This window comes from Aquimarina agarivorans (assembly GCF_000218485.1).
In the GTDB taxonomy this organism is placed as follows: Bacteria; Bacteroidota; Bacteroidia; order Flavobacteriales; family Flavobacteriaceae; genus Aquimarina; species Aquimarina agarivorans.
In genome coordinates this window covers 1-21,034 of sequence record NZ_AFPB01000080.1, presented here as the reverse complement: position 1 = coordinate 21,034, position 21,034 = coordinate 1, and the positions used below count along the sequence as shown (strand labels likewise).

The window sequence follows — 21,034 nt, the reverse complement described above, 5'->3', positions numbered from 1 at the left end:
AATGAAATATTATGTACTTCTTACTCACTTACTATTTTTTGCTTTTGGTTTTTGCCAAATAGCACATTACAATCAGTTCCCTAGCTTAGCATCAAAACACCTCCTTGATGATAAACTAACAGACATTAGTTTTGCCTTTTCAATGCGTATATTAGAATCCGATTATAATGGCCCTTTAATACGCTTACGCAGAAATAGTGACAATCAAGAACAAGACTTTTTTTGTGCAAGTAATGATATTGTAGATATTAGCGCTATTGATGCTTGGCGCGGAATGGCTCAAGTATTTGTAGTTACTTGGTATGACCAAAGTGGCTTAGGCCGAAACGCTGTACAGAATACCGCTAATTTTCAACCCGAATTTATTACTAGCAACCCAACCCGACCTTATTTTGTCGGCGATGGTGCTAATGACAGGCTTGATGTTAATACTAGTATTCAAACATTAACCAATGCTGGTGTCAACGGTACAGTGTTTATTGCCGCTTATGCCACCGACAATAATCAATTTACCTTTGGAACCCGACAACCTGGCAATAATAGCAATCGATGGTCAATACATTTGAATTGGACAAATGATTTAGTATATTTTGATTCTGGCATTTGTTGTGATCCAGTTCGTAGCGTTAGTAATACAAACAATGAGTGGCAACAATTTTCATTTGTAAGAGCAAGTGTGGTACAAAGCATTCGTAAAAATGGCACTGTACTTGTATCTGGTAATTACACCAACGGACGCTGTACGGCAACCAACAATTTTGGAATTTTATATTCAAATGGAAATAATGCCAATTTTGCTGACAACCGAATTACTGAACTAATAATGTATCGCATGGAAGTTACTGGTAATCAATTAACAGATACAGAAAATAATCAAATTACCTTTTGGAACATTTAAACAATTAACCATGAAAACTATTTATACCCTCTTTTTTATAGTTATGTTTTCTGCGTTAAGCGGACAAACCCTAAATACATGCGATATAAAAAATCATAATGGTAGTACTATTCAAACACACGGAAGTAGTCAACTTGGAATTTATGGTAACCTCATAAATGACGGTGAATTTACTGAAAATGGAAATACAAGTGAAGTTGGTTTTTACAATGACACTAATTCGCTGACAATTTCTGGTGAAAATGCGCCTAAATTTGCTAATCTTATTGTTAATGTTTCGCAAGACATTAATTTGGAAGTAAATTCAATTGTAAACACAGGCATTTTATTTGTCGATGGAAATATTGTTACTCCTAGGAGTACCCCGCAAGTATCCATTGATTTGGTAGATACTGATATTTATATAAATGAAGGCGATGACACTCATGTTGATGGTTACAACAGTTATACTGGTAGTGAACAATATCTTTTTCCTGTTGGAGATGCCTTTCGATTAAGACCAATATCAGTTCAGGCAGCTGCTGCTGAAAACACATCTCGAGCAGCTTATTTTTTTGAAAACCCGGACACACCATCGGCATTTGCAACCAATTTTGACCGTAATGAAAAAAAGGATGAAATTGCCTTTGTAACACCTGTTGAATTTTGGGATTTAGATGGTAATCGAACCACAAGAGCCACACTCACATGGGACGCCATGAGTAATATTGGCGATTTAGTAAATGAAAATAACATTACTGAATTAATAGTAGTCGGTTGGAGTAAAGCTGATCAACAATGGGTTAACTTAGGAAACACGAGTACAAATGGCACGGTTTTAAATGGAGAAATCACCTCTGATTTGTTTAATCCCGATGATTTTGAAATAATCACTATAGGCGGTACTACCGTACGAGAAATAAGAGAAGAACTTACTATTTTTAGCGCCTTATCAAGTGATAGTAACGGTAAAAATGACTATTTTAAAATTGAAGGAATTAATAACTTTCCGGATAATACATTAAAAATATATAACCGTTGGGGAGTTCTTGTGTATTCAAAAGAAGGTTACACAGATCCTAACCCCTTAAGCACTGATGATAATAACTTTAACGATTTTGATGTATTTACTGGTAAATCAAATGGTAGAGCAACTATTAATACAAATGACTTACTGCCTGTAGGTACTTATTTTTATATTTTAGATTATCAGACAGCAAGTGGACACAAATGTAAATCAGGCTATTTATATGTTAATAGATAAAAAAAAATAGTAAAGTATCTAGTAGTAATTTATGCTTTACTTTTCATGACAAATAATAGCCTATCCGCTCAGCAAACACTCTTTTCATTCAATGAATTAACAGGTAAAGTAAAACCCGCAAATTCAAATAATCCTTTTTCCCTCAGGGGAGAAGTGTATACCGCTTTTTTAAAAATGCAAAAAGCCGCTGCCATTGATGGTATAAAAATTAAAATTGTATCCAGTTACCGTAGCTTTACCAGACAGCAACAGATTTGGAATAGAAAGTATAAAAAATTTACTAATCAAGGACTTTCACCTGAAACTGCCATAAATAAAATAATAGAATATTCTACTTTACCTGGAACATCACGTCATCATTGGGGGACTGATATTGACATTGTATTGGATATTGACAATCCACCCACTTCCCTACTAAATCCAACAAACTTTAAAAAAAACAATATTTTTTATCCACTGAAGCAGTGGCTGGATAAAAATGCACTTACTTATGGCTTTGAACTTGTATATACCGCTGATCCTAATAGAAAAGGATTCAAATACGAACCTTGGCATTACAGTTACGCTCCCACGTCAAAATCGATGCTATCCGAATATATTTCATGCAAAATTATTAAACAATTAAATCAAAAAAACACGTCAGGAAGTTATTTTTTATCGATAAAATTCATTTCAAACTATTTAAATTCAAATATTTTACAGATAAAACCTACGCTAATTCCTGAGTAAATTCATATATTGCAAACCCATAAAACCAACATTATGAATTTATTAAAATTAATTTCCCTAACTGGGATTGCTATAGGCTGCATACTAATTTTTTCTTGCGAAGAACAAGAAATTTCAGACAAAAGTTTGGATCAATTTCTTGACGAATTAAATGAAGGACAAATCAATGACGATACTTTTAGTACAAATGAAGCCACATCGGCCAATGCATCTTCAGTATCTGATACTAAAGCGCAAGACTTACTTGAAAGAGATCAAAAAAATATCAGCGATCAAATTTTAATTTTAATAAATGAATACCGTGCCTCAAAAAATTTGACAGCCTTAACTAATAATAACACTGCGAAAATTGAAGCCTTAAATCATTCAGAATATCAAGCAAATAGGAACAATATTAACCATGACAACGGCAATGAAAGATCAAATATTTTATTTAAAAATGAAAATGCAACTTCCTATGCGGAAAACGTAGCATTTGATTTTCGGACAGCTAAAGCTGTAGTTGATGCATGGATTGATAGTGAAGGTCATCGGAAAAATTTAGAAGGCGACTTTACCAACTCTGGCATAGGAACAATTGCAAACGACGAGGGAGTTTTGTATTTTACACATATACTTTTCAAATAAACAAATATGCGTAGAGGTGGACTTAAGTTTAGGTTACTCATTGGAGTAGTTATTGTAGCTTTTGCTTTTGTAAAAAGATGCAGCAATAAAACTGTAAATCCTTACACAAACAGAGTCCAAAACATAAACATGGATCCGCAGCAAGAAATTGCTATTGGTATACAAAGTGCTCCTCAAATGGCACAACAACACGGAGGTTTGCACCCGGATACCAAACTACAAACTTTAATTGACGTTATTGGAGGCAAGCTAGTAAATTCCAGTATGGCAAGGGATACACCTTATAAATACGAGTTTCATTTATTAAATGATGACCGATCGATAAACGCTTTTGCGTTACCTGGCGGTCAAATTTTTATGACTTACGGATTATTAGCACGTTTACAAAACGAAGATCAAATTGCTGGAGTGTTGGGGCATGAAATTGGTCATGTACTAGGAAGGCACTCTGCCGAACGTATTGCTGATAGTGATTTTTGGAAAACTATTTCGGCTGGAGCTTCAGTAGGTGCAGATGCTGGCGGTTTAGTCAATCAGTACGGACAAACTACCCTTCTAAAAAATGGTCGCGAAGACGAATTAGAAAGCGATGAACTTGGCGTGCTTTTTATGATAAATTCAGGTTACAATCCTGAAGAAATGATTGGCGTAATGAAAATTTTAAAAGCCGCCGCGGGACCTAACCGAATTCCTGAATTTCAAAGTTCTCACCCCGATCCTGAAAATCGTATTGAACATATACGTGAAGCTATTGAAAAATACAAGGAACATTAGTTGCTAACTTTTATAAAAAAAGTAAATGGCTGTTGGCTAATGGCAGTCGGCTTTTGGCTGTTGGTTAAAGACTAATGACTATTATTTATTGAATATTAAAATTGACTAATTATATTGGCAAATGGCTAATTGCAAATGGCTAATAGCTATCAATATAAAATTTCAACTACTTTTTAATTTCAAAAAGGACTTCACACTACCACGAGATTTGCTTGGTTATTTTGGATGCATTTGTACTATATTTGCAACTTAACAAATAAACCAAACCATGAATAAAAAAGTGATTTTAATGATTCTGGACGGTTGGGGAACTTCTCCTGATCCTAAAGTTTCAGCTATTGACAATGCAAATACTCCATTTATTGATTCACTTTACACTAAATATCCTAATGCTGCCCTTCGTACCGATGGTTTAAACGTTGGACTTCCCGAAGGTCAAATGGGAAATAGCGAAGTTGGTCATATGAATCTTGGTGCTGGACGCATCGTATATCAGGAGTTAACACGCATTAATTTAGCCATTGAAAACAACACTTTAAAAGATGAAACTGTACTTACCGAAGCTTTTGACTTCGCGAAAGCAAATAATAAAAAAGTTCATTTATTAGGTTTATTAAGTGATGGTGGAGTCCACTCCCACATTAATCACTTAAAAGGTTTATTGTCAGCTGCAAATGACAAAGGGTTAACTGATGTTTTTGTACACGGTTTTACTGATGGTCGTGACGTAGACCCAAAAGCTGGCGCAGGGTTTGTTACCGATTTACAACAACATATGGAAGCAACTACTGGGGAAATTGCTACCTTAACAGGCCGTTATTATGCAATGGATCGCGATAACCGCTGGGAGCGTGTAAAATTAGCTTATGATGTTATAGTAAATAATACAGGTATAGCAACTGAAGATGTTGTAGCATCCTTAAAAGAAAATTATGCTAACGACATTACTGATGAATTTACAAAGCCACTAGTTGCCACCAAAAACGGCAAGGCTGTTGCCAAAGTGGAACCAGGGGATGTAGTAATCTTTTTCAATTTTAGAACTGATCGTGGTCGAGAATTAACAAACATGTTGTCTCAAAATGATTTCCCTGAGCAAGATACAAAAAGATTGGATTTGTACTATGTAACTATGACTAACTATGATGATAGTTTTACAGGAATCCGAGTAATTTTTAATAAAGATAACATTACCGAAACCTTAGGAGAAATTTTAGCTAAAGCTGGAAAAAAACAAATTCGTATTGCTGAAACTGAAAAGTATCCACACGTTACTTTCTTTTTCTCTGGCGGACAGGAAGCTCCTTTTGAAGGTGAAAGCCGCATACTTAAAAATTCCCCCAAAGTGGCCACTTACGATTTAAAACCTGAAATGAGCGCGTATGAATTAACGGATGCCTTAGTGGAGGATTTGAAAAAAGGAGAAGCTGATTTTGTGTGCTTGAATTTTGCCAATGGCGATATGGTTGGGCATACGGGTATTATGGAAGCCGCAATAAAAGCTTGTGAAGCTGTGGATGAATGTGCAAAAAAAGTAATTGAAACTGGTTTAGAAAATGGATATACTACTTTATTAATTGCTGATCATGGTAATTGCGAAACCATGATGAATCCCGATGGTAGCCCCCACACCGCACATACTACCAATCCTGTTCCAGTAATTTTAATTGACAATGAACTTAAAGCTATTAAGGATGGTGTTTTGGGTGACATGGCTCCCACTATTTTAAAACTAATTGGCGTGGAACAACCCGAAGCCATGACACGTTTTCCATTAATCTAATTATAAACTGATTGTATAGTTTAAAATGGTATTTGAAAAGTCAAATACCATTTTTTTTTAAAAAAAATTTAGGGTAATTCTTTCTTGAATTGTTATAAATAAAAACAACAATCCATGAAAAAGATTTTATTATTATTATTTATTGTAGTATTCAATTTAAACTATAACTATGCACAAGAAAAAGGCAAATTAAGAGTAGGGCTTGATTTTGGTTACGCAAGCCTAAATGAAGAGGATGATGGCGGAGGATTCGTATTTTATTTTGAAACCAAATACAATATATCAAAACAAATGAATGTAGGCGTTCGATATGGAGGGGCTTTCTTAGCCAAAGCTACAGAAAATGTAACTAATCAAACAAGTGGTAGATTGAGATTTTTTGACGTAGGAATTAATTCTTCCATATTAGGAACGTTTGATTATTATTTTAATAAAGGAAACTCTTCTTTTGCTCCTTTTATTGGTGGTGGAATAGGCGCTGGCTTTGTGACTAATACTGCTATTGATGTAAAAATTTTTGACAGTGATGAAGATGAAGACGATTCGGAAAATAATATAGATGGTGAAACCACCATAAGTGGTATGCTAAGAGCTGGGGTAGAATGGAGTAAATTCAGATTAAGTTTAGATTATAACCTTACTCCAGATACAGCCCTGGAAAATCTGACAGAAAAACGAATTGGAACTTCTAAAAACTCCTATTTAGGAATCACAATAGGCTTTTACTTAGGAGGTGGCAAATGGAAAACCAATAGTTGATAAAGCTAAATAATGTAATTATAATTTTGAAGCTAATCTACTTTCAATTATAAGAACAACTAACTAATTTGTATATTTGCCGCTTAAAATTTATACCTATTTATGATACACATTAAGACACGCGATGAAATTGAATTAATGAGAGAAAGTGCGCTAATTGTATCAAAAACTTTAGGCATGCTTGCCGCAGAAGTTAAGCCTGGTGTTACTACACTTCAGTTAGATAAACTAGCTGAAGAATTTATCAGGGCTGAAGGCGCTGAGCCAGGTTTTTTAGGATTATACGATTTTCCTAATACACTTTGTATGAGTCCTAATGCACAAGTTGTTCATGGGATTCCTAATAATGAACCCTTAAAAGAAGGAGATATTATTTCTATTGATTGTGGTGCATTAAAAAATGGTTTTTACGGTGATCATGCGTACACTTTTGCCGTTGGAGAAATTGCCGATAACGTAAAGCGTTTGCTTGATGTTACACGTGCTTCGCTTTATGTAGGCATCGAACAATTTAGGATTAACAATCGCGTTGGCGATGTTGGTTATGCCATTCAAAAATTTACGGAAGATGCTGGTTACGGTGTAGTTCGAGAACTAGTAGGCCATGGATTGGGACGCATTATGCATGAAGAACCTGAAATGCCTAACTACGGAAAAAGAGGACGAGGTAAAAAATTTGTTGAAGGTATGGTTGTTGCCATTGAACCCATGACTAATATGGGTACTAAAAGCATAAAACAACTTAAAGATGGCTGGACAATTTTAACTGCCGACGGTAAACCTAGCGCACACTTTGAACACGATGTGGCTATTATTGATGGTGCTCCAGAAATTTTATCTACTTTTGATTACGTACATGAGGTGTTAGGAATTGAAACTAACGAAGAAGCTCCGTATAAAAAAACAGCTCAATAAAAGCTAAGTATTCTTTTGAGCTGTAAACTAATCTATATGGTTTAAATACAATGATTAAATATTTTTTTAAAAAGGGCTTAAGCCTTTTTCCCCGACCATTTTTAATCAAAGTCAGTTACTACATTAAACCTATTTTTAGTTTTTTTTTAAAAGGAACTAACTACACGGATCCTATTGATGGAAAAAGCTTTCGTACTTTTTTACCCTATGGGTATGAAAATCCGAGACCCAACGTATTATCCCCTTCTACCCTTTCATTGGAACGCCATCGGTTACTTTGGCTATATTTGAAAAATGAAACTGATTTATTTACAAAGCCACAAAACTTACTTCATTTTGCCCCGGAACAGGCTTTTTATAACCGATTCAAAAAATTAAGCCACCTTAAGTATACTACAACTGACTTAATTTCACCACTAGCTGATATAAAAGCTGATATTTGCCACCTTCCCTTTAAGGATAACGAATTTGATTTTATTTTATGCAATCACGTTTTGGAACATATCCCAGATGACACCACCGCTATGCAAGAGCTGTTTAGGGTATTAGCCCCTGGAGGTATGGCTATTATGCAAATTCCGCAAGACCTGAATAGGGCAACTACTTTTGAAGATGACACAATTACTGATCCAAAAGAACGCACACGCATTTTTGGACAATACGATCATGTGCGCGTTTACGGAAGAGATTATTTCAACAAACTTCGATCCATTGGTTTTCATGTTTCTGAAGTTGATTACACCTCCTCCCTCAGCCACCAGCAAATAGATCAATTTCGTTTGGCTCAGGGCGAAATCATACCTGTTTGTAAAAAATTAGCCTAAATACATTAACCTATTGTTCTTTTTAAGGTTTTATATAAAAAATAGCATTACTTATGGGCAATTCAATGCCACCCACTACTAAAATTAAAATTTACTTTAATTAACACAATAAAAATTCATTTTACACCTATTCCTATATTTTAAAATAAATAAAATGTTAAGTAATTGCAAAAAAGAATAATTTTAAGATATTATAAAATAACTTTCTGGCTTAATTATTAAATAATATTAATTTAAAACTTAATTAATAGAGCTAGCTTGTAGTTTTGAACTAGGATTCTTTTTAAAATTTGCCATCCAATAATATTTCTTGTTTTTAGGCAATTAGTAAAAAGGGGTAGAAAAATAAGCAGTTTTAAGCTTAACTTGATATTGTTTTATTATAGCATATGCATCACCACATAACCAACATTATTATGAAAACTAGTATTTCATTAGCATCACTTCTATTTTTATTAACTTTATTTAGTTGCAAGGAAAACACAAATACGGCTCAAAGTGACGATCCCGAAATTACTCAACAACAAATAGCTAAAACTTCGACTGAGTTAAATGATTGGTTTCAAAAACAATTTGAAATTGAAAAATCATTTTCGCCTATGATGCGCACCTATTTAGGTGAAAAAATTGATAATGACAAATGGGATGATTTATCTCAAAAATCTAAAGACGCATCTTTAGCTCGCACAAAAGCAAGATTACAATATCTTTTAGATAGCGTGAATACCAAAGCTTTAGACAAGACTACCTTGTTGAGTTACAATTTATCAGTACAACAAATGGAGAATGAAATAGCTGATGATCAATTCAGGTTTCATAACTACCCTGTAAATCAAATGTTTGGAGTACACTCGCAAGTACCTGCATTTTTAATTAACATGCATCGTGTTGACACGAAGAAAGATGCCGAAGCATACATTACTAGACTAAATGGTGTCCAAACATTTTTTGATCAATTAATTATTGAATTACAATTACGTGATCAAAAAGGCATTATACCTCCAAAATTTATATATCCTAAGGTGATTGATGCCTGTGAAAACGTTATTAAAGGAAAACCTTTTGAGACTTCAGGTAAAAAAAGTACTCTTTTAGAAGATTTTTCAAAAAAGGTAGCTGCTTTAGAAATTCCTGACACCGAAAAAAAAACACTTATTGAGCAAGCTAGTCAAAGCTTATTATCCGCAGTTAAACCTGCTTATACTAACTTGATTGCGCTTTTGAAAAAACAGGAAACTAAAGCTACCGCTGATGCTGGGGTATGGAAGCTTCCCAACGGAGCTAAATTTTATGATAATGCCTTAGCCAGAACTACCACAACAATAATGACAGCCAATGATATTCATGAATTAGGCTTACAAGAAGTGGCTAGAATTCAAGACGAAATGAAAGCTATAAAAGAAAAAGTAAATTTTGAGGGTGATCTAAAAAGCTTTTTCAAATTTATGCAGGATAGTGAGCAGTTTTATTACGCGGATTCAGATAAAGGTAGGGAACAGTACATGGAAAAAGCAGTGCACATTATTGATAGCATGAAAAGCCGTTTGGACGATTTATTTTTAACGAAACCAAAAGCAGATATTCGCGTTAAGCGTGTGGAACCTTTCCGTGAGAAAACTGCTGGCATGGCTTTTTACCAACAACCTGCATTAGATGGATCCAGACCAGGCACCTACTATGCCAATATGTATAAAATTAAATCCATGTCTAAATTTGAAATGGAAGCATTGGCTTATCATGAAGGCATCCCTGGACACCATATGCAAATAGCTATTGCACAGGAATTAAAAGATGTTCCTATGTTTAGAAAATTAGGCAGATACACCGCTTATACCGAAGGTTGGGGACTATACTCCGAATTTATTCCAAAGGAAATGGGCTTTTATAGTGATCCCTACTCCGATTTTGGAAGGTTATCCATGGAATTATTTCGCGCTTGCCGTTTGGTCGTTGATACTGGAATACATGCTAAAAAATGGACTAGGGAAGAAGGTATTAATTATTATAAAGAAAATACGCCTACGGAAGAATTCGATATCATAAAAATGGTAGAAAGGCATGTTGTAATGCCTAGTCAAGCTACCGCATACAAAATAGGAATGATTAAGATTTTAGAATTTCGCGAAAAAGCAAAAAAACAATTAGGGGATAAATTTGATATTAGAGAATATCATGATGTAGTCCTTACCAATGGTGCAGTACCTTTAAACGTACTGGAAAAATTGGTTGACGAATGGGTGGCTAGCAAAGCTTAAAATTAAAATTTAACATTTTATTAAACATATATGGCAAGCAACACGCTTGCCATATATGTTTATATACTTAAATTAGATATTCCTACTCATTATGCAAGACATGTAAATGGTTACACACTTTTTTTAAGTTAAAATAACCATAAAAATAAATTGACATAATGTGGATAAAAACGCATGAAAAGTATACTACATAAAGCAAATACACGTGGACAAGCTGATCTTGGCTGGTTGAACAGTCATCATACTTTCAGTTTTGCTGCTTATCATAATCCTGAACGCATGAATTTTGGGGTACTTAGAGTGTTGAATGACGATGTAGTATCTGAAGGCAGAGGCTTTGGCACGCATCCACATAGCAATATGGAAATTATTTCCATTCCCCTGAAAGGGAATTTAAAGCACATGGATAGCATGGATAATGTAGCTGTAATTAAAGAAGGTGATGTCCAAGTAATGAGTGCAGGTACGGGTGTTTCGCATAGCGAATACAATGAAAATAAAGACGAACCTGTTGAATTTTTACAAATATGGATTATTCCAAATAAACAAAATGTTACTCCAAAGTACGATCAAATTTCATTAAAGGAAATACAAACAAAAAATAAACTATATCAAATACTCTCGCCAAACAAAGACGATCAAGGTGTTTGGATACACCAAAATGCTTGGTTTCATTTAGGAGATTTTGAAAATACTATAAAAGGAAATTACACCTTAAATGATGCTTCATCAAACGGTGTGTACATATTTGTTTTGGAAGGACGCATTAAAATTAATACTGAAATACTTGATCGCCGAGATGGTTACGGAATATGGGCAACAAATGAATTTGATTTTGAAACACTTCATAACAATACGCGTATTTTAGTTATGGAAGTTCCTATGCATATCGACTATTGATTTCAATTTTATGGCAATAGTTTATTTAAATCAATTTTTAAAATAAAATACATACACAAATCATGAATTTACTTGAAAACTTGAAATGGCGTTATGCCACCAAGAAATTTGATTCTTCAAAAAAAGTCAAAGAATCAGACCTTAATAAATTGAAAGAAGCTATTCAACTATCCGCGTCATCCTACGGCTTACAGCTTTATAAAGTTTTAATTATAGAGGATGAAGAATTAAAGAAAAAATTGAAACCAGCATCTTGGGATCAACCTCAAATTACCGATTGTTCGCATTTATTTGTTTTTTGTAATTACGCAAAGGTGGTTGACAAAAATATTGATGATTATATTTCACTCAAATCCAAAATTCAAGACATTGAAATAGAAAACTTGGAAGGATATAGTAGCTTTATGAAAAATACGATCAATACATTTTCTGAAGATATGCAACAAGTTTGGACAGCAAAGCAAACCTACATTGCCATGGGGAATTTACTTACCGCTTGCGCAGAATTAAAAATAGATGCTTGTCCTATGGAAGGTTTTGATGCCGAAAAATACAATGAAATTTTAGACTTAAATGCCAAAGGCCTATCTGCTGCCGTAATCACAACCGTAGGTTATCGATCTTCCGAAGATGCAACTGCAAACGCCCCTAAGGTGCGAAAACCTATTGACGATTTGTTTGAAACTATTTAAATAACAGCGCAACATTGTTGCTATTGCCAGTAAGCTTCTAATTTTTAATTTAGCTATAGTAGCTTAAGTATTGAATGAGTTACTCATTCAATAATGACTGAAAACCATTGGTAATATAAGTTTTTAAACTTCCAGAGGCATCGCTATAAATAATATAAGCATCCAAAGGTTGTGTTTTTAACACCGCCTTTGTTTCTTTTAAAGGCATGGCCATAAAAGCTGTAGCATATCCATCTGCCAAAGCACAATTTGACGCTATTACTGAAGCACTTAAAATAGCTGATGGTTTTGTATATCCGGTGAAAGGATCAATAGTATGTACGTATTTTTTGCCCGTTAAGGTATCCACTCTAAATTTTCGGTAATTACCAGATGTTGCCATGGCTTTATCCTTCAATTTTAAAGTAGTAATCAATGTACGCTCCGTAGTTTGATTGGGATCATCAATACCTACTGTCCAAGAAACCTGCTCTTGAGCAGCAATAATTTTAGTTCCTTTTGCTACCAATTCGCCACCTAACTCAATTAAATAATTACCAATGTACTCACTATCCAAATAAGCAGCAATACGATCCAAACAATAACCTTTAGCAATGGCATTAAAATCCAAATATATATTAGGGTGACTTTTTTGAATAGTATAATCACTTTTTAATTTAACTTTATCAAAACCTACAAATTGCATTAACGAATCCACCACCTGTGGCTGCATTTGTTTTACGCCCATTTTAGGACCAAATCCCCATGCATTGACCAACTCGCCTACAGTTGGATCAAAATATCCTTTAGACACCTGATGAATTTTTTTGGAAAGCGTAAACACCTCAGCAAACATAGCATCAACTTTAACGCTGGTATCTCCACTATTAATTTTTGAAATATCTGAAGTGGAAATATATGTACTCATCGATTTATTGATCACCTGAAAAATACTATCCAAACTAGTCTCCATAGTACCTACCTGTTTTGGAGCTACATATAAAATAGTAAAAGTTGTACCAAGTGCTCGACCAGTTTGGTTATAAACCTTAGGTTCGTTTTTTTTGCTGCTGCAAGAAATGAGCAAACTTACTATGAATAATAATAAATGAATTTTGTACATAATAGATAGCTGAAATGTTAACGTACGAAAAGCTATAAAATTTAATTTATGAAAATAAAATATATTGACACTAAACAATATTGTTCAAGCATCAATAAATTTTTAAATTTCCTTTATTCCAGGATAATTTACCACATAATCATCTTCTGTAGTCATAGGCAAGTTGTAATCCACTGCATTGGCAAGGCCTACGGGAGCATAAAATGTACGTGCTTTAAATTTTAATGCATGCTGTTTCATCGTTTCAAAAAAAATAACATCATATTCATTAGGATTATCAGGATATACTATTGCCTGTACCAAAACAAAATGCAGCTTTTTATTTTTTAAAGCTACAAATTGAGGATCCTTTTTCAGCTTGCTATTCACCGCTAAAAACTCATAGCCTTTTTCTTCCAAATCCTTTCCTACAATATTCATTGCCAAATTATGCAATTCCTGTTCAGTTAATTCCTTACTCATATGTGCAAATTTCGGCAATTAATACGAAGTACTACAATTGATCGTCCCAATTTTTTACTTTAGGCTTACCAAGTTTACCTACACTTTTAGCTACGATAGTAGCTACAGTAGCATCGCCCGTAACATTTACGGTGGTGCGTAACATATCCAAAGGTCGGTCTACAGCAAAAATTAAAGCTAAACCAACTGGCAAGCGATCTGCCGGAAAACCTACCGTTTCCAATACAATAACCAGCATTACCATACCTGCCCCAGGCACAGCTGCTGAGCCTATAGATGCTAATAATGCAGCCAATACAATACTAATTTGATTACTAAATGTTAAACCCTCGGGCCATAATACTTGCATAATAAATACTGAAGCAACCGCTTGATATAAACTAGTCCCATCCATATTTATGGTAGCCCCTACTGGTAAAACAAAACTTGATACTTCCTGATCCACACCCACATGCTCTTCCACCCGTTCCATAGTTACTGGTAGTGTAGCGGCACTTGAACTTGTTGAAAATGCCAATAATTGCGCAGGGCTTATTTGCTTCAAAAACCATAATGGTGATTTTTTTGCAATAACAGTTACCAATAACATATACACTCCAATCATTAAAAATAACCCCAGTGCTACAACACCTGCATAGCGTAGTAGTGCTAACAAAATGTCAGGATCATCAGCCGTTACTACCACTTTTGCTAGTAAAGCAAATACTGCAAAAGGAGCACTTAACATAATAACATCTACCATTTTTAAAATGACACTATTTAAACTATCAAAAAACTTTTTTAAAGGTTCACTCTCTTTTTCAGGAATTAAAAGCATGCAGATTCCTATAAAAATTGAAAAGAAAATAACCTGAAGCATCATTTTATTGTTACTCATAGCAGCAAGTGCGTTTTGAGGAACCATATCAACCACAAACTGTAAAGGCCCAGCTTTTTTTTGATTGGAAGCTTCAGTAATACGCTCAGCAATTTTAGCATCACTAGCATAAGTCTCCGTCAATTTCGTGATTGTTTGCTGCGTAATACCATTACCTGGTTTTAATACATTTACTAAAACCAATCCTATAACAATAGCAACAACCGTGGTGCCTATATAAATCAAAATAGTGCGCCCTCCGATACGCTTAAATTTTGAAATATCTTTTAAATCACTAATTCCTTTAATTAATGAAGCTAAAATTAAAGGCACTGCTATTAATTTTAATAAATGAATAAAAATAGTTCCCAAAGGTTGAATCCAATCCTTAACAAACTGGGCACCTCCATTTAATTTAGTCATTAATACACCAAATACTATCCCTAATACCATTCCAATTACTATTTGCCAGTGTAATGCTAATTTTTTCATGTATTTAATGTTTTATACTGTTTCTGATGTTAAACTCCTTACTTGAAATGATGGATTCTTACTCAATATTCTAAATAAAAACAACGCTATAATGATAAACATTTCTGAACTACTCCTTACCTAACAAAAAAATCATAACGTTTCCAGTACTAAATCCCCCATTTAAAACGGGGCTGTTTCGCTTGATGTTTTAAAATAAATTAACCCCCTAACTTTTAGTTACGAATATTTTTTCTCGTGGAAACAAAAGTTTCTAGTTTTTATTGAGCATTATTAAATCAGAATCAGGAGTACTGATTTTTTATTCAAATAATTTAAGGGTAAAATCAGTATTGTTATTTCTTACTAAAGTATGAAAAACGTAGTCTTATCTACAAATAAGAAGCTTTGAAAAATCAGTTTTAAGAAAATGGATCACAACAGCGACTTAAATTGAAGTTTCGCTAATAATACCGTAAATCATTTGTTATGACCATAAATTGGTTGCTACTATTTTGTGAGTTTAGTATTTCCAACTAAAAATAGCTGTTACTATGTCTTCCTTTTTTATTTTCAATTCCATAAAAAAAAGGGCTAGAATTTCTTCTAGCCCTCAACTTTGTAAATTATATAAGTAAGAAAACAGCAATTAATTACTTAACCCTACAAATATTTAAAATTAATTTTTCAATAGTTTAACCACTTTTTTGAAACCAGCATCATTGTAAATTTTAACAAAATAAACACCTTGTGCTAATCCTCCTAAACCATTAATTTCATTATCGCTATTGGTAACAACACCTGATTTGATAGTTCCTCCAACAATATCAACAATAGTATAGTTTAACACTGTTTCAGATTCCAAGCCGATAACACTAAAGAAATCAACAACTGGATTTGGCACTACTTTAATTAAATCAGCATTAATAGTTTCTAACTCTTTGGCTCCTGCTTTAGAACCTGCTGTTGATATATTAAAACGATCTAAATTCCATTCCCATTTCAAAGGGTTAGTACCTGCCCCTTGTAATCTAACCACATGACTACCTGCGGTTAAAAATACTGTTTTTGCCGAATTTAGTGCTTTAAAATCATCCCAACTATTATTATTAGACACGTTGTCAATCATTTTAGATTCGCCATCAACAATAAATTCTACAGCAGTATTATTTAAAGGAGTACTAATGTAATAAGTAACGTCGTATGTTCCTGATACAGGCACGTTAATGGTATACTCAGCCCAATCACCAGTTTGATTTAAGTTGGTTCCTTCAACGTTTTTAAACGTGATGTACTTTTGAACTCCGTTAAATGCTCCACCTGTTGTAGTAAAAGATTCAGCTTCAATATTCATATCAACGGCACCAAGTACACTAAAATCATCTACTTTAGTTACTTCAAAATAATCCATATTCCATTCATATTTAGCTGGATTTGTTCCGGAACCTTCTAATCTGAATTTATGAACACCTGCACCAATAGTAAAAGGGGCTGCTAGTGGTAATTTTACAAATGAATCCCAATCCCCATTATTAACTACTTCCGTTCTTGCTACAAAAATATCATCAATGTATAATGAAATAGCAGTATCGTCTAAAATAGTTCCTACAAAATAAGATAAATCATATAAACCATCTTCAGAAATAGTTACATCAAACTCTGCATAATCACCAGTTTGATTAAAGTTGGTTCCTTTAATTCCTAAAGGGGTAGTATATCTTTCCCATCCATTAAAAGTACCCCCAGTACTCACAAAGCTTTCAGCCTGTATAACCGTCGATGTTTGTCCACCAATAGGATCAACAACAACTTCATTTCTGATAACTCTTACGCTATTATCAGACAAATCATAATTTCCTTTTAAGTCAGAAACATTATTACCCGTTGATAAATTTTCCAATCCATCTTCATAAGCAATATGCCAAATGAAACATACCCCTGTTCCTGCGCCATCAAAATTTACCGCTTCTGGACTTGGTGGTGTTCCTAAAATATTCAAAGCTTCATCCGTTACAATCCATCCTGTTTTTGCTCCTTTACTTCCTGAAACACTTACTCCTGAAACATTATCGGCAATGCCATCGCCAACTGTAAATGTGTAAGGCCCGCCTGTTACTGTACCACCGTTTACTACAACTGGTTGTGGTGTATCTGTTGATTTCACTGGCTTATAAACCCTAACCCAGTCTACTAACATGCTATTTCTACTTGGATCACTAAGCTTTGAATTATTTGGTGTTAGCCCTCTAGACACTAACCAACTTTGAGATTCTACATTAATAATGATATCCATTTCTTTGTAAAAACCTCGCCCATTTTGATACCTTCCTGGATCAACAACATTTATTCCATTTGAAGCATTACTTGCTTCTTCTAACTTCGAAAAAACAAATGAATCAGATGAACTATGTTGAACAACTTGAGAATATCCATTACGATTACCAGAAGTATAATTAACTGGCATTCCTCCTATATTATTTCCAAAAGAATCTTTTGTATTTGCAGGATTTTGCCTAACGTAATAAGTGTACTCCCATGTTCCATTCATTCTAGTCGCAATAGCATCGTTATACAATACTCTCACTAACTCTCCATCAACAAAATATTCAAAGTGTTTTGGACTAATCCAATTTACTCCTAAACGTAAAAATCTTCTATTTCCATTGTTCCAAGCCCAATCACCCCATCCATAGTTGGGATTTACACGTGCATCTGGCCACCAGCTATTCCAATCTCTTGGTTGGTAATCATGAAAAGGATTTCTGATAAAACTATGATGACTAATGTGAGTTACGTGATTAAACCCTGGAACACCTCCATAGTTTTCTATAATATCAATCTCTTGTGTATCATCTGGACTTAATAACCAAAAACAAGATGCTAAATCAATATTAGCTACACTTATTGCAGACTCCACAAAAACAGGAAATACAACTTTAGCATGTGATGTTACACAACCAGAACTAACCCCGTTATCTGGTCTCTTCATTTTAGCATCATTAACATTTGATGAATATTGAGGATTAGGTTGGCTCAATCTATTCCATCTAGACGCTCTTAATTTTAAATGTTTCCCATCTACTGACACGTGGTTGTGCTTCCAATAAGTTGTTCCTGGTCCATCCCAAGGATTATGATAAAAATTATACCATTTACCATTACCAAAATTTGATCTTCGATTTACTTCATCAAATTTATAATTAAAATTATCTGAAGTTTTGTCCTGTAATTGCCATTCATTTCCTGAGCCAGCATTTGCAGGAACTGGAATATTATCCCAATCATTTTGAGCAGTACCCACAAAACCTACACCGATTATCGCAAATGATAATAGCTTAATTTTGTTAAATTGTTTAGTGTTTTTCATTCTAAAAGTTTAGTTAACTTAAAAATTTGTTTTAGAGTCTGGCTAAAATAGGTAACTGACATACTTTTTTTTAGCATCGTAGTACTTTTACTACATACAAAATTAAATAGCAGTTATATTATTGTAAATTAGATTTTAATCGAATTTTTATTTTGATACAACCTAAATCAAATAAAAAAATAATTTTTTTTGCTCATTAACCAGGTGTATTTTATCCAACCTTTTGGTTATTTATAGTAGAGCCTACCTACGCAAATGCATTTTTTTAAAAATACACCTATGGTAATTATAAAAGATGACATATCCCTTTAAACAAAAGTTACAAGTGTTTTTAGGTTTTTTTAGAAGTTTTTTAAAGGATTTTTGAGTTACATAATCAATAGTATCTCAAAACAGTCATCTTTAATTTTAGAATGATTTTGAGTATTTAAAACTTAGCAAGTCGTACTATCAGGTGTTTCAGAAAATAAAGGGCATCCTATTCGCATGATTCTTCAAAATTAAAAATCAGAATGAGTATAACAGTATTTGATCCCTAAAAAATATAAAAAGATAGTTGTCCTATCTTCTGCTAGATTAGTTTGGAATAAACATCAACTAACCCCCTATGTAAAGTAAAAAGTTTTGTTTGCTAATTGGACTTAAGAAAGTGTTTTACCACTTTTTCGCCATTTTGGTCAGTAATTTCAATTAAATATTGACCTGCATTTAAAGTAGTCACATTAACGCTTGAAAAAAACGTATTTTGTATTTGCTGTAATACAATACCAGATAATATATAAATTTTATAACCTCCTTTAATCAATTGATTAAAAGATAAAATTTTACCACTAACAGGATTGGGGAAAATTTTAAGTGAATTTTTATTAAATTTTTTTTCTGTAGACAACATTCCTATAGACTCAGTTCCTGTATTATCAGGATCTAGCCATTTTTGTAATGATTCATTTTCATTTGAGCTTAAATTCCATGACTGATCAAACCTGCCGTAATGATCCTGTTTGTCATTGTCAAAATTTACCAAACACTTAGCTACTCCTCCTAATAGTTGACCGACAATTTGTCCTTTGAAATTAAATAAAGCAGATCCTGAAGACCCCACACTGGTAATTCCTAAATCCCAACTCCCAAAAACAGGGTCAATTGACCACACTTTGGTTTGAACATCTCGAAAAGAAATTTCATCTAATAATGCATCGTGAAAATCCAACGCTAGTTTGGTTGGTCTACCAAGCGGATGGTGTAAGCAAAAACTAGCTTTAGGAGCTATTTTTTGATTGTTCCAACCGGCCCATTCAACATTCCAATCTGGATTTAACGTTCCTTCTATTTCTAATAATGCAAAATCTGTCTTTGCGTTTCTTGCTAATAATTTAGCCCCATTAAGAATTTGGAAATCTGAAAATGTTTGAAATTCAGGATCAGAACAAATAGCTTGATCATTAAAAAAGTTAAAACGAAAAGCCCAAAAAGCAGGATCACTATTTCCTATGCAATGATTTGCTGTTAATACATATAATTTACCATCATTATTGACATTGTTAATTAATGTTCCTGTGCAGGATGACCCAAATCCCGTATTAATTAAAACAACCGAATGGATTAGCCTAGATTTTAAATTGTTTACTATTTCATTATCAATATCACACATGGCATCTACATCACATTCATTCGTGCTACCAATTACTTTTTTACCCGAATGATTGCTTACTATCTTATTAGATTTGCCTTTGACTACTTGACAAATTTCAATTATACCTTGACCAGCGACAGCATTAGGTTCCAGGTATGTTAGTACAATTTTATCACCACTCAAAGGCCAACTTCCTAATTTTCTTGATTTTGGGTTTTTATCATGAGTTAAAGTAAATGCCTCATTTTTATTAGGAGTTGAAAATCTTAATTCTGCCCCTTGAGGCAAATAAAATTTATTAAATAATAAACTGATTAATGATGCACCTTTTCGGGATAAATTAAGTGCCCATTGCCGATCTCCATTTGTTAAAGTTGTCCAATTTCCCGAATTTTTGAGGGTATACACCACCTTCTCATTAATTGCAAAAGTATATTTTTTGTCTATACCATGTTGCTTATTAAAGGAATCTTGAGCATAAATTAGCTTAGCAACTATTATAAGTATTAAGAACAATCTTTTTCTAAACATACTCTCTATGCAAACAATATCAAACTTTACAAAAATTTTCAAATAGCATTCCCCTTTATATGAATTAAAACTAATATTCAAATGAACCACTATGAACTAAAAGCACCATAGTTTCGGTTATGACTAAAAGTCATTACTTTTTAAACATCCGTTTTTTGCAATTAGCTATTAGCCTTTGGCTATTTTAAAGCCAACAGCTAATTACTAATTGCC

General features: G+C 33.6%; 17 protein-coding genes. 12 read left to right on the top strand and 5 right to left on the bottom strand.

The features are described 5' to 3' along the window. Window position 1 precedes the first annotated feature (1 nt). The 12 genes from GMC_RS0103725 to GMC_RS0103670 all read left to right on the top strand — a co-directional run bounded on the left by GMC_RS0103725 (window position 2) and on the right by GMC_RS0103670 (window position 12,399). Window positions 2-898, top strand: a complete 897-nt coding sequence (locus GMC_RS0103725) for an arabinofuranosidase catalytic domain-containing protein (protein ID WP_010520875.1) — start codon at window positions 2-4, stop codon at window positions 896-898. Window positions 899-908: 10 nt separating this feature from the next. After that, window positions 909-2,141: a T9SS type B sorting domain-containing protein gene (locus GMC_RS0103720; protein ID WP_010520874.1), complete on the top strand. Its 1,233-nt coding sequence runs from the start codon at window positions 909-911 to the stop codon at window positions 2,139-2,141. A gap of 45 nt (window positions 2,142-2,186) precedes the next feature. Next, the gene (locus GMC_RS0103715; RefSeq protein ID WP_010520873.1) at window positions 2,187-2,870 is read left to right on the top strand and encodes a M15 family metallopeptidase; all 684 of its coding nucleotides are present in this window, start codon (window positions 2,187-2,189) and stop codon (window positions 2,868-2,870) included. A gap of 33 nt (window positions 2,871-2,903) precedes the next feature. Beyond that, a complete protein-coding gene (locus GMC_RS0103710) occupies window positions 2,904-3,497 on the top strand; it encodes a CAP domain-containing protein (protein WP_010520872.1) in 594 nt (197 codons plus the stop codon). 6 nt (window positions 3,498-3,503) lie between these two features. Beyond that, complete coding sequence (locus GMC_RS0103705) at window positions 3,504-4,271, top strand: M48 family metalloprotease (protein ID WP_010520871.1); 768 nt, start codon at window positions 3,504-3,506, stop codon at window positions 4,269-4,271. 268 nt (window positions 4,272-4,539) lie between these two features. Next, window positions 4,540-6,054, top strand: coding sequence for a 2,3-bisphosphoglycerate-independent phosphoglycerate mutase (gene gpmI / locus GMC_RS0103700; RefSeq protein WP_010520870.1), 1,515 nt, complete (start codon window positions 4,540-4,542; stop codon window positions 6,052-6,054). 114 nt (window positions 6,055-6,168) lie between these two features. After that, window positions 6,169-6,813, top strand: coding sequence for an outer membrane beta-barrel protein (locus GMC_RS0103695; protein WP_010520869.1), 645 nt, complete (start codon window positions 6,169-6,171; stop codon window positions 6,811-6,813). Between the two features lie 102 nt (window positions 6,814-6,915). After that, a complete protein-coding gene (gene map, locus GMC_RS0103690) occupies window positions 6,916-7,728 on the top strand; it encodes a type I methionyl aminopeptidase (RefSeq protein WP_010520868.1) in 813 nt (270 codons plus the stop codon). A gap of 50 nt (window positions 7,729-7,778) precedes the next feature. Further along, complete coding sequence (locus GMC_RS0103685) at window positions 7,779-8,552, top strand: class I SAM-dependent methyltransferase (RefSeq protein WP_010520867.1); 774 nt, start codon at window positions 7,779-7,781, stop codon at window positions 8,550-8,552. Window positions 8,553-8,968: 416 nt separating this feature from the next. Continuing rightward, window positions 8,969-10,807, top strand: a complete 1,839-nt coding sequence (locus tag GMC_RS0103680; protein ID WP_010520866.1) for a DUF885 domain-containing protein — start codon at window positions 8,969-8,971, stop codon at window positions 10,805-10,807. A 174-nt stretch (window positions 10,808-10,981) separates the two neighbouring features. Further along, entirely contained in the window at window positions 10,982-11,707 is a 726-nt protein-coding gene (locus GMC_RS0103675; RefSeq protein WP_010520865.1) for a pirin family protein, read from the top strand. Between the two features lie 62 nt (window positions 11,708-11,769). Continuing rightward, window positions 11,770-12,399 (top strand): NAD(P)H-dependent oxidoreductase, encoded by a 630-nt coding sequence (locus GMC_RS0103670; RefSeq protein ID WP_010520864.1) that lies wholly within the window; start codon window positions 11,770-11,772, stop codon window positions 12,397-12,399. A 79-nt stretch (window positions 12,400-12,478) separates the two neighbouring features. On the opposite strand, the gene GMC_RS0103665 is transcribed toward GMC_RS0103670, so the two are convergent. The 5 genes from GMC_RS0103665 to GMC_RS0103645 form a co-directional block, all read right to left on the bottom strand. Further along, complete coding sequence (locus tag GMC_RS0103665) at window positions 12,479-13,501, bottom strand: FAD:protein FMN transferase (RefSeq protein WP_010520863.1); 1,023 nt, start codon at window positions 13,499-13,501, stop codon at window positions 12,479-12,481. 102 nt (window positions 13,502-13,603) lie between these two features. After that, on the bottom strand, window positions 13,604-13,963 hold the full coding sequence (locus GMC_RS0103660) for a DUF8840 domain-containing protein (protein WP_010520862.1): 360 nt from the start codon (window positions 13,961-13,963) through the stop codon (window positions 13,604-13,606). 31 nt (window positions 13,964-13,994) lie between these two features. Next, window positions 13,995-15,311, bottom strand: coding sequence for a dicarboxylate/amino acid:cation symporter (locus GMC_RS0103655; protein WP_010520861.1), 1,317 nt, complete (start codon window positions 15,309-15,311; stop codon window positions 13,995-13,997). 658 nt (window positions 15,312-15,969) lie between these two features. Beyond that, window positions 15,970-18,657 (bottom strand): T9SS type A sorting domain-containing protein, encoded by a 2,688-nt coding sequence (locus tag GMC_RS20495; protein ID WP_010520860.1) that lies wholly within the window; start codon window positions 18,655-18,657, stop codon window positions 15,970-15,972. 631 nt (window positions 18,658-19,288) lie between these two features. Next, window positions 19,289-20,806 (bottom strand): trypsin-like peptidase domain-containing protein, encoded by a 1,518-nt coding sequence (locus GMC_RS0103645; protein ID WP_010520859.1) that lies wholly within the window; start codon window positions 20,804-20,806, stop codon window positions 19,289-19,291. Window positions 20,807-21,034: the final 228 nt, after the last annotated feature.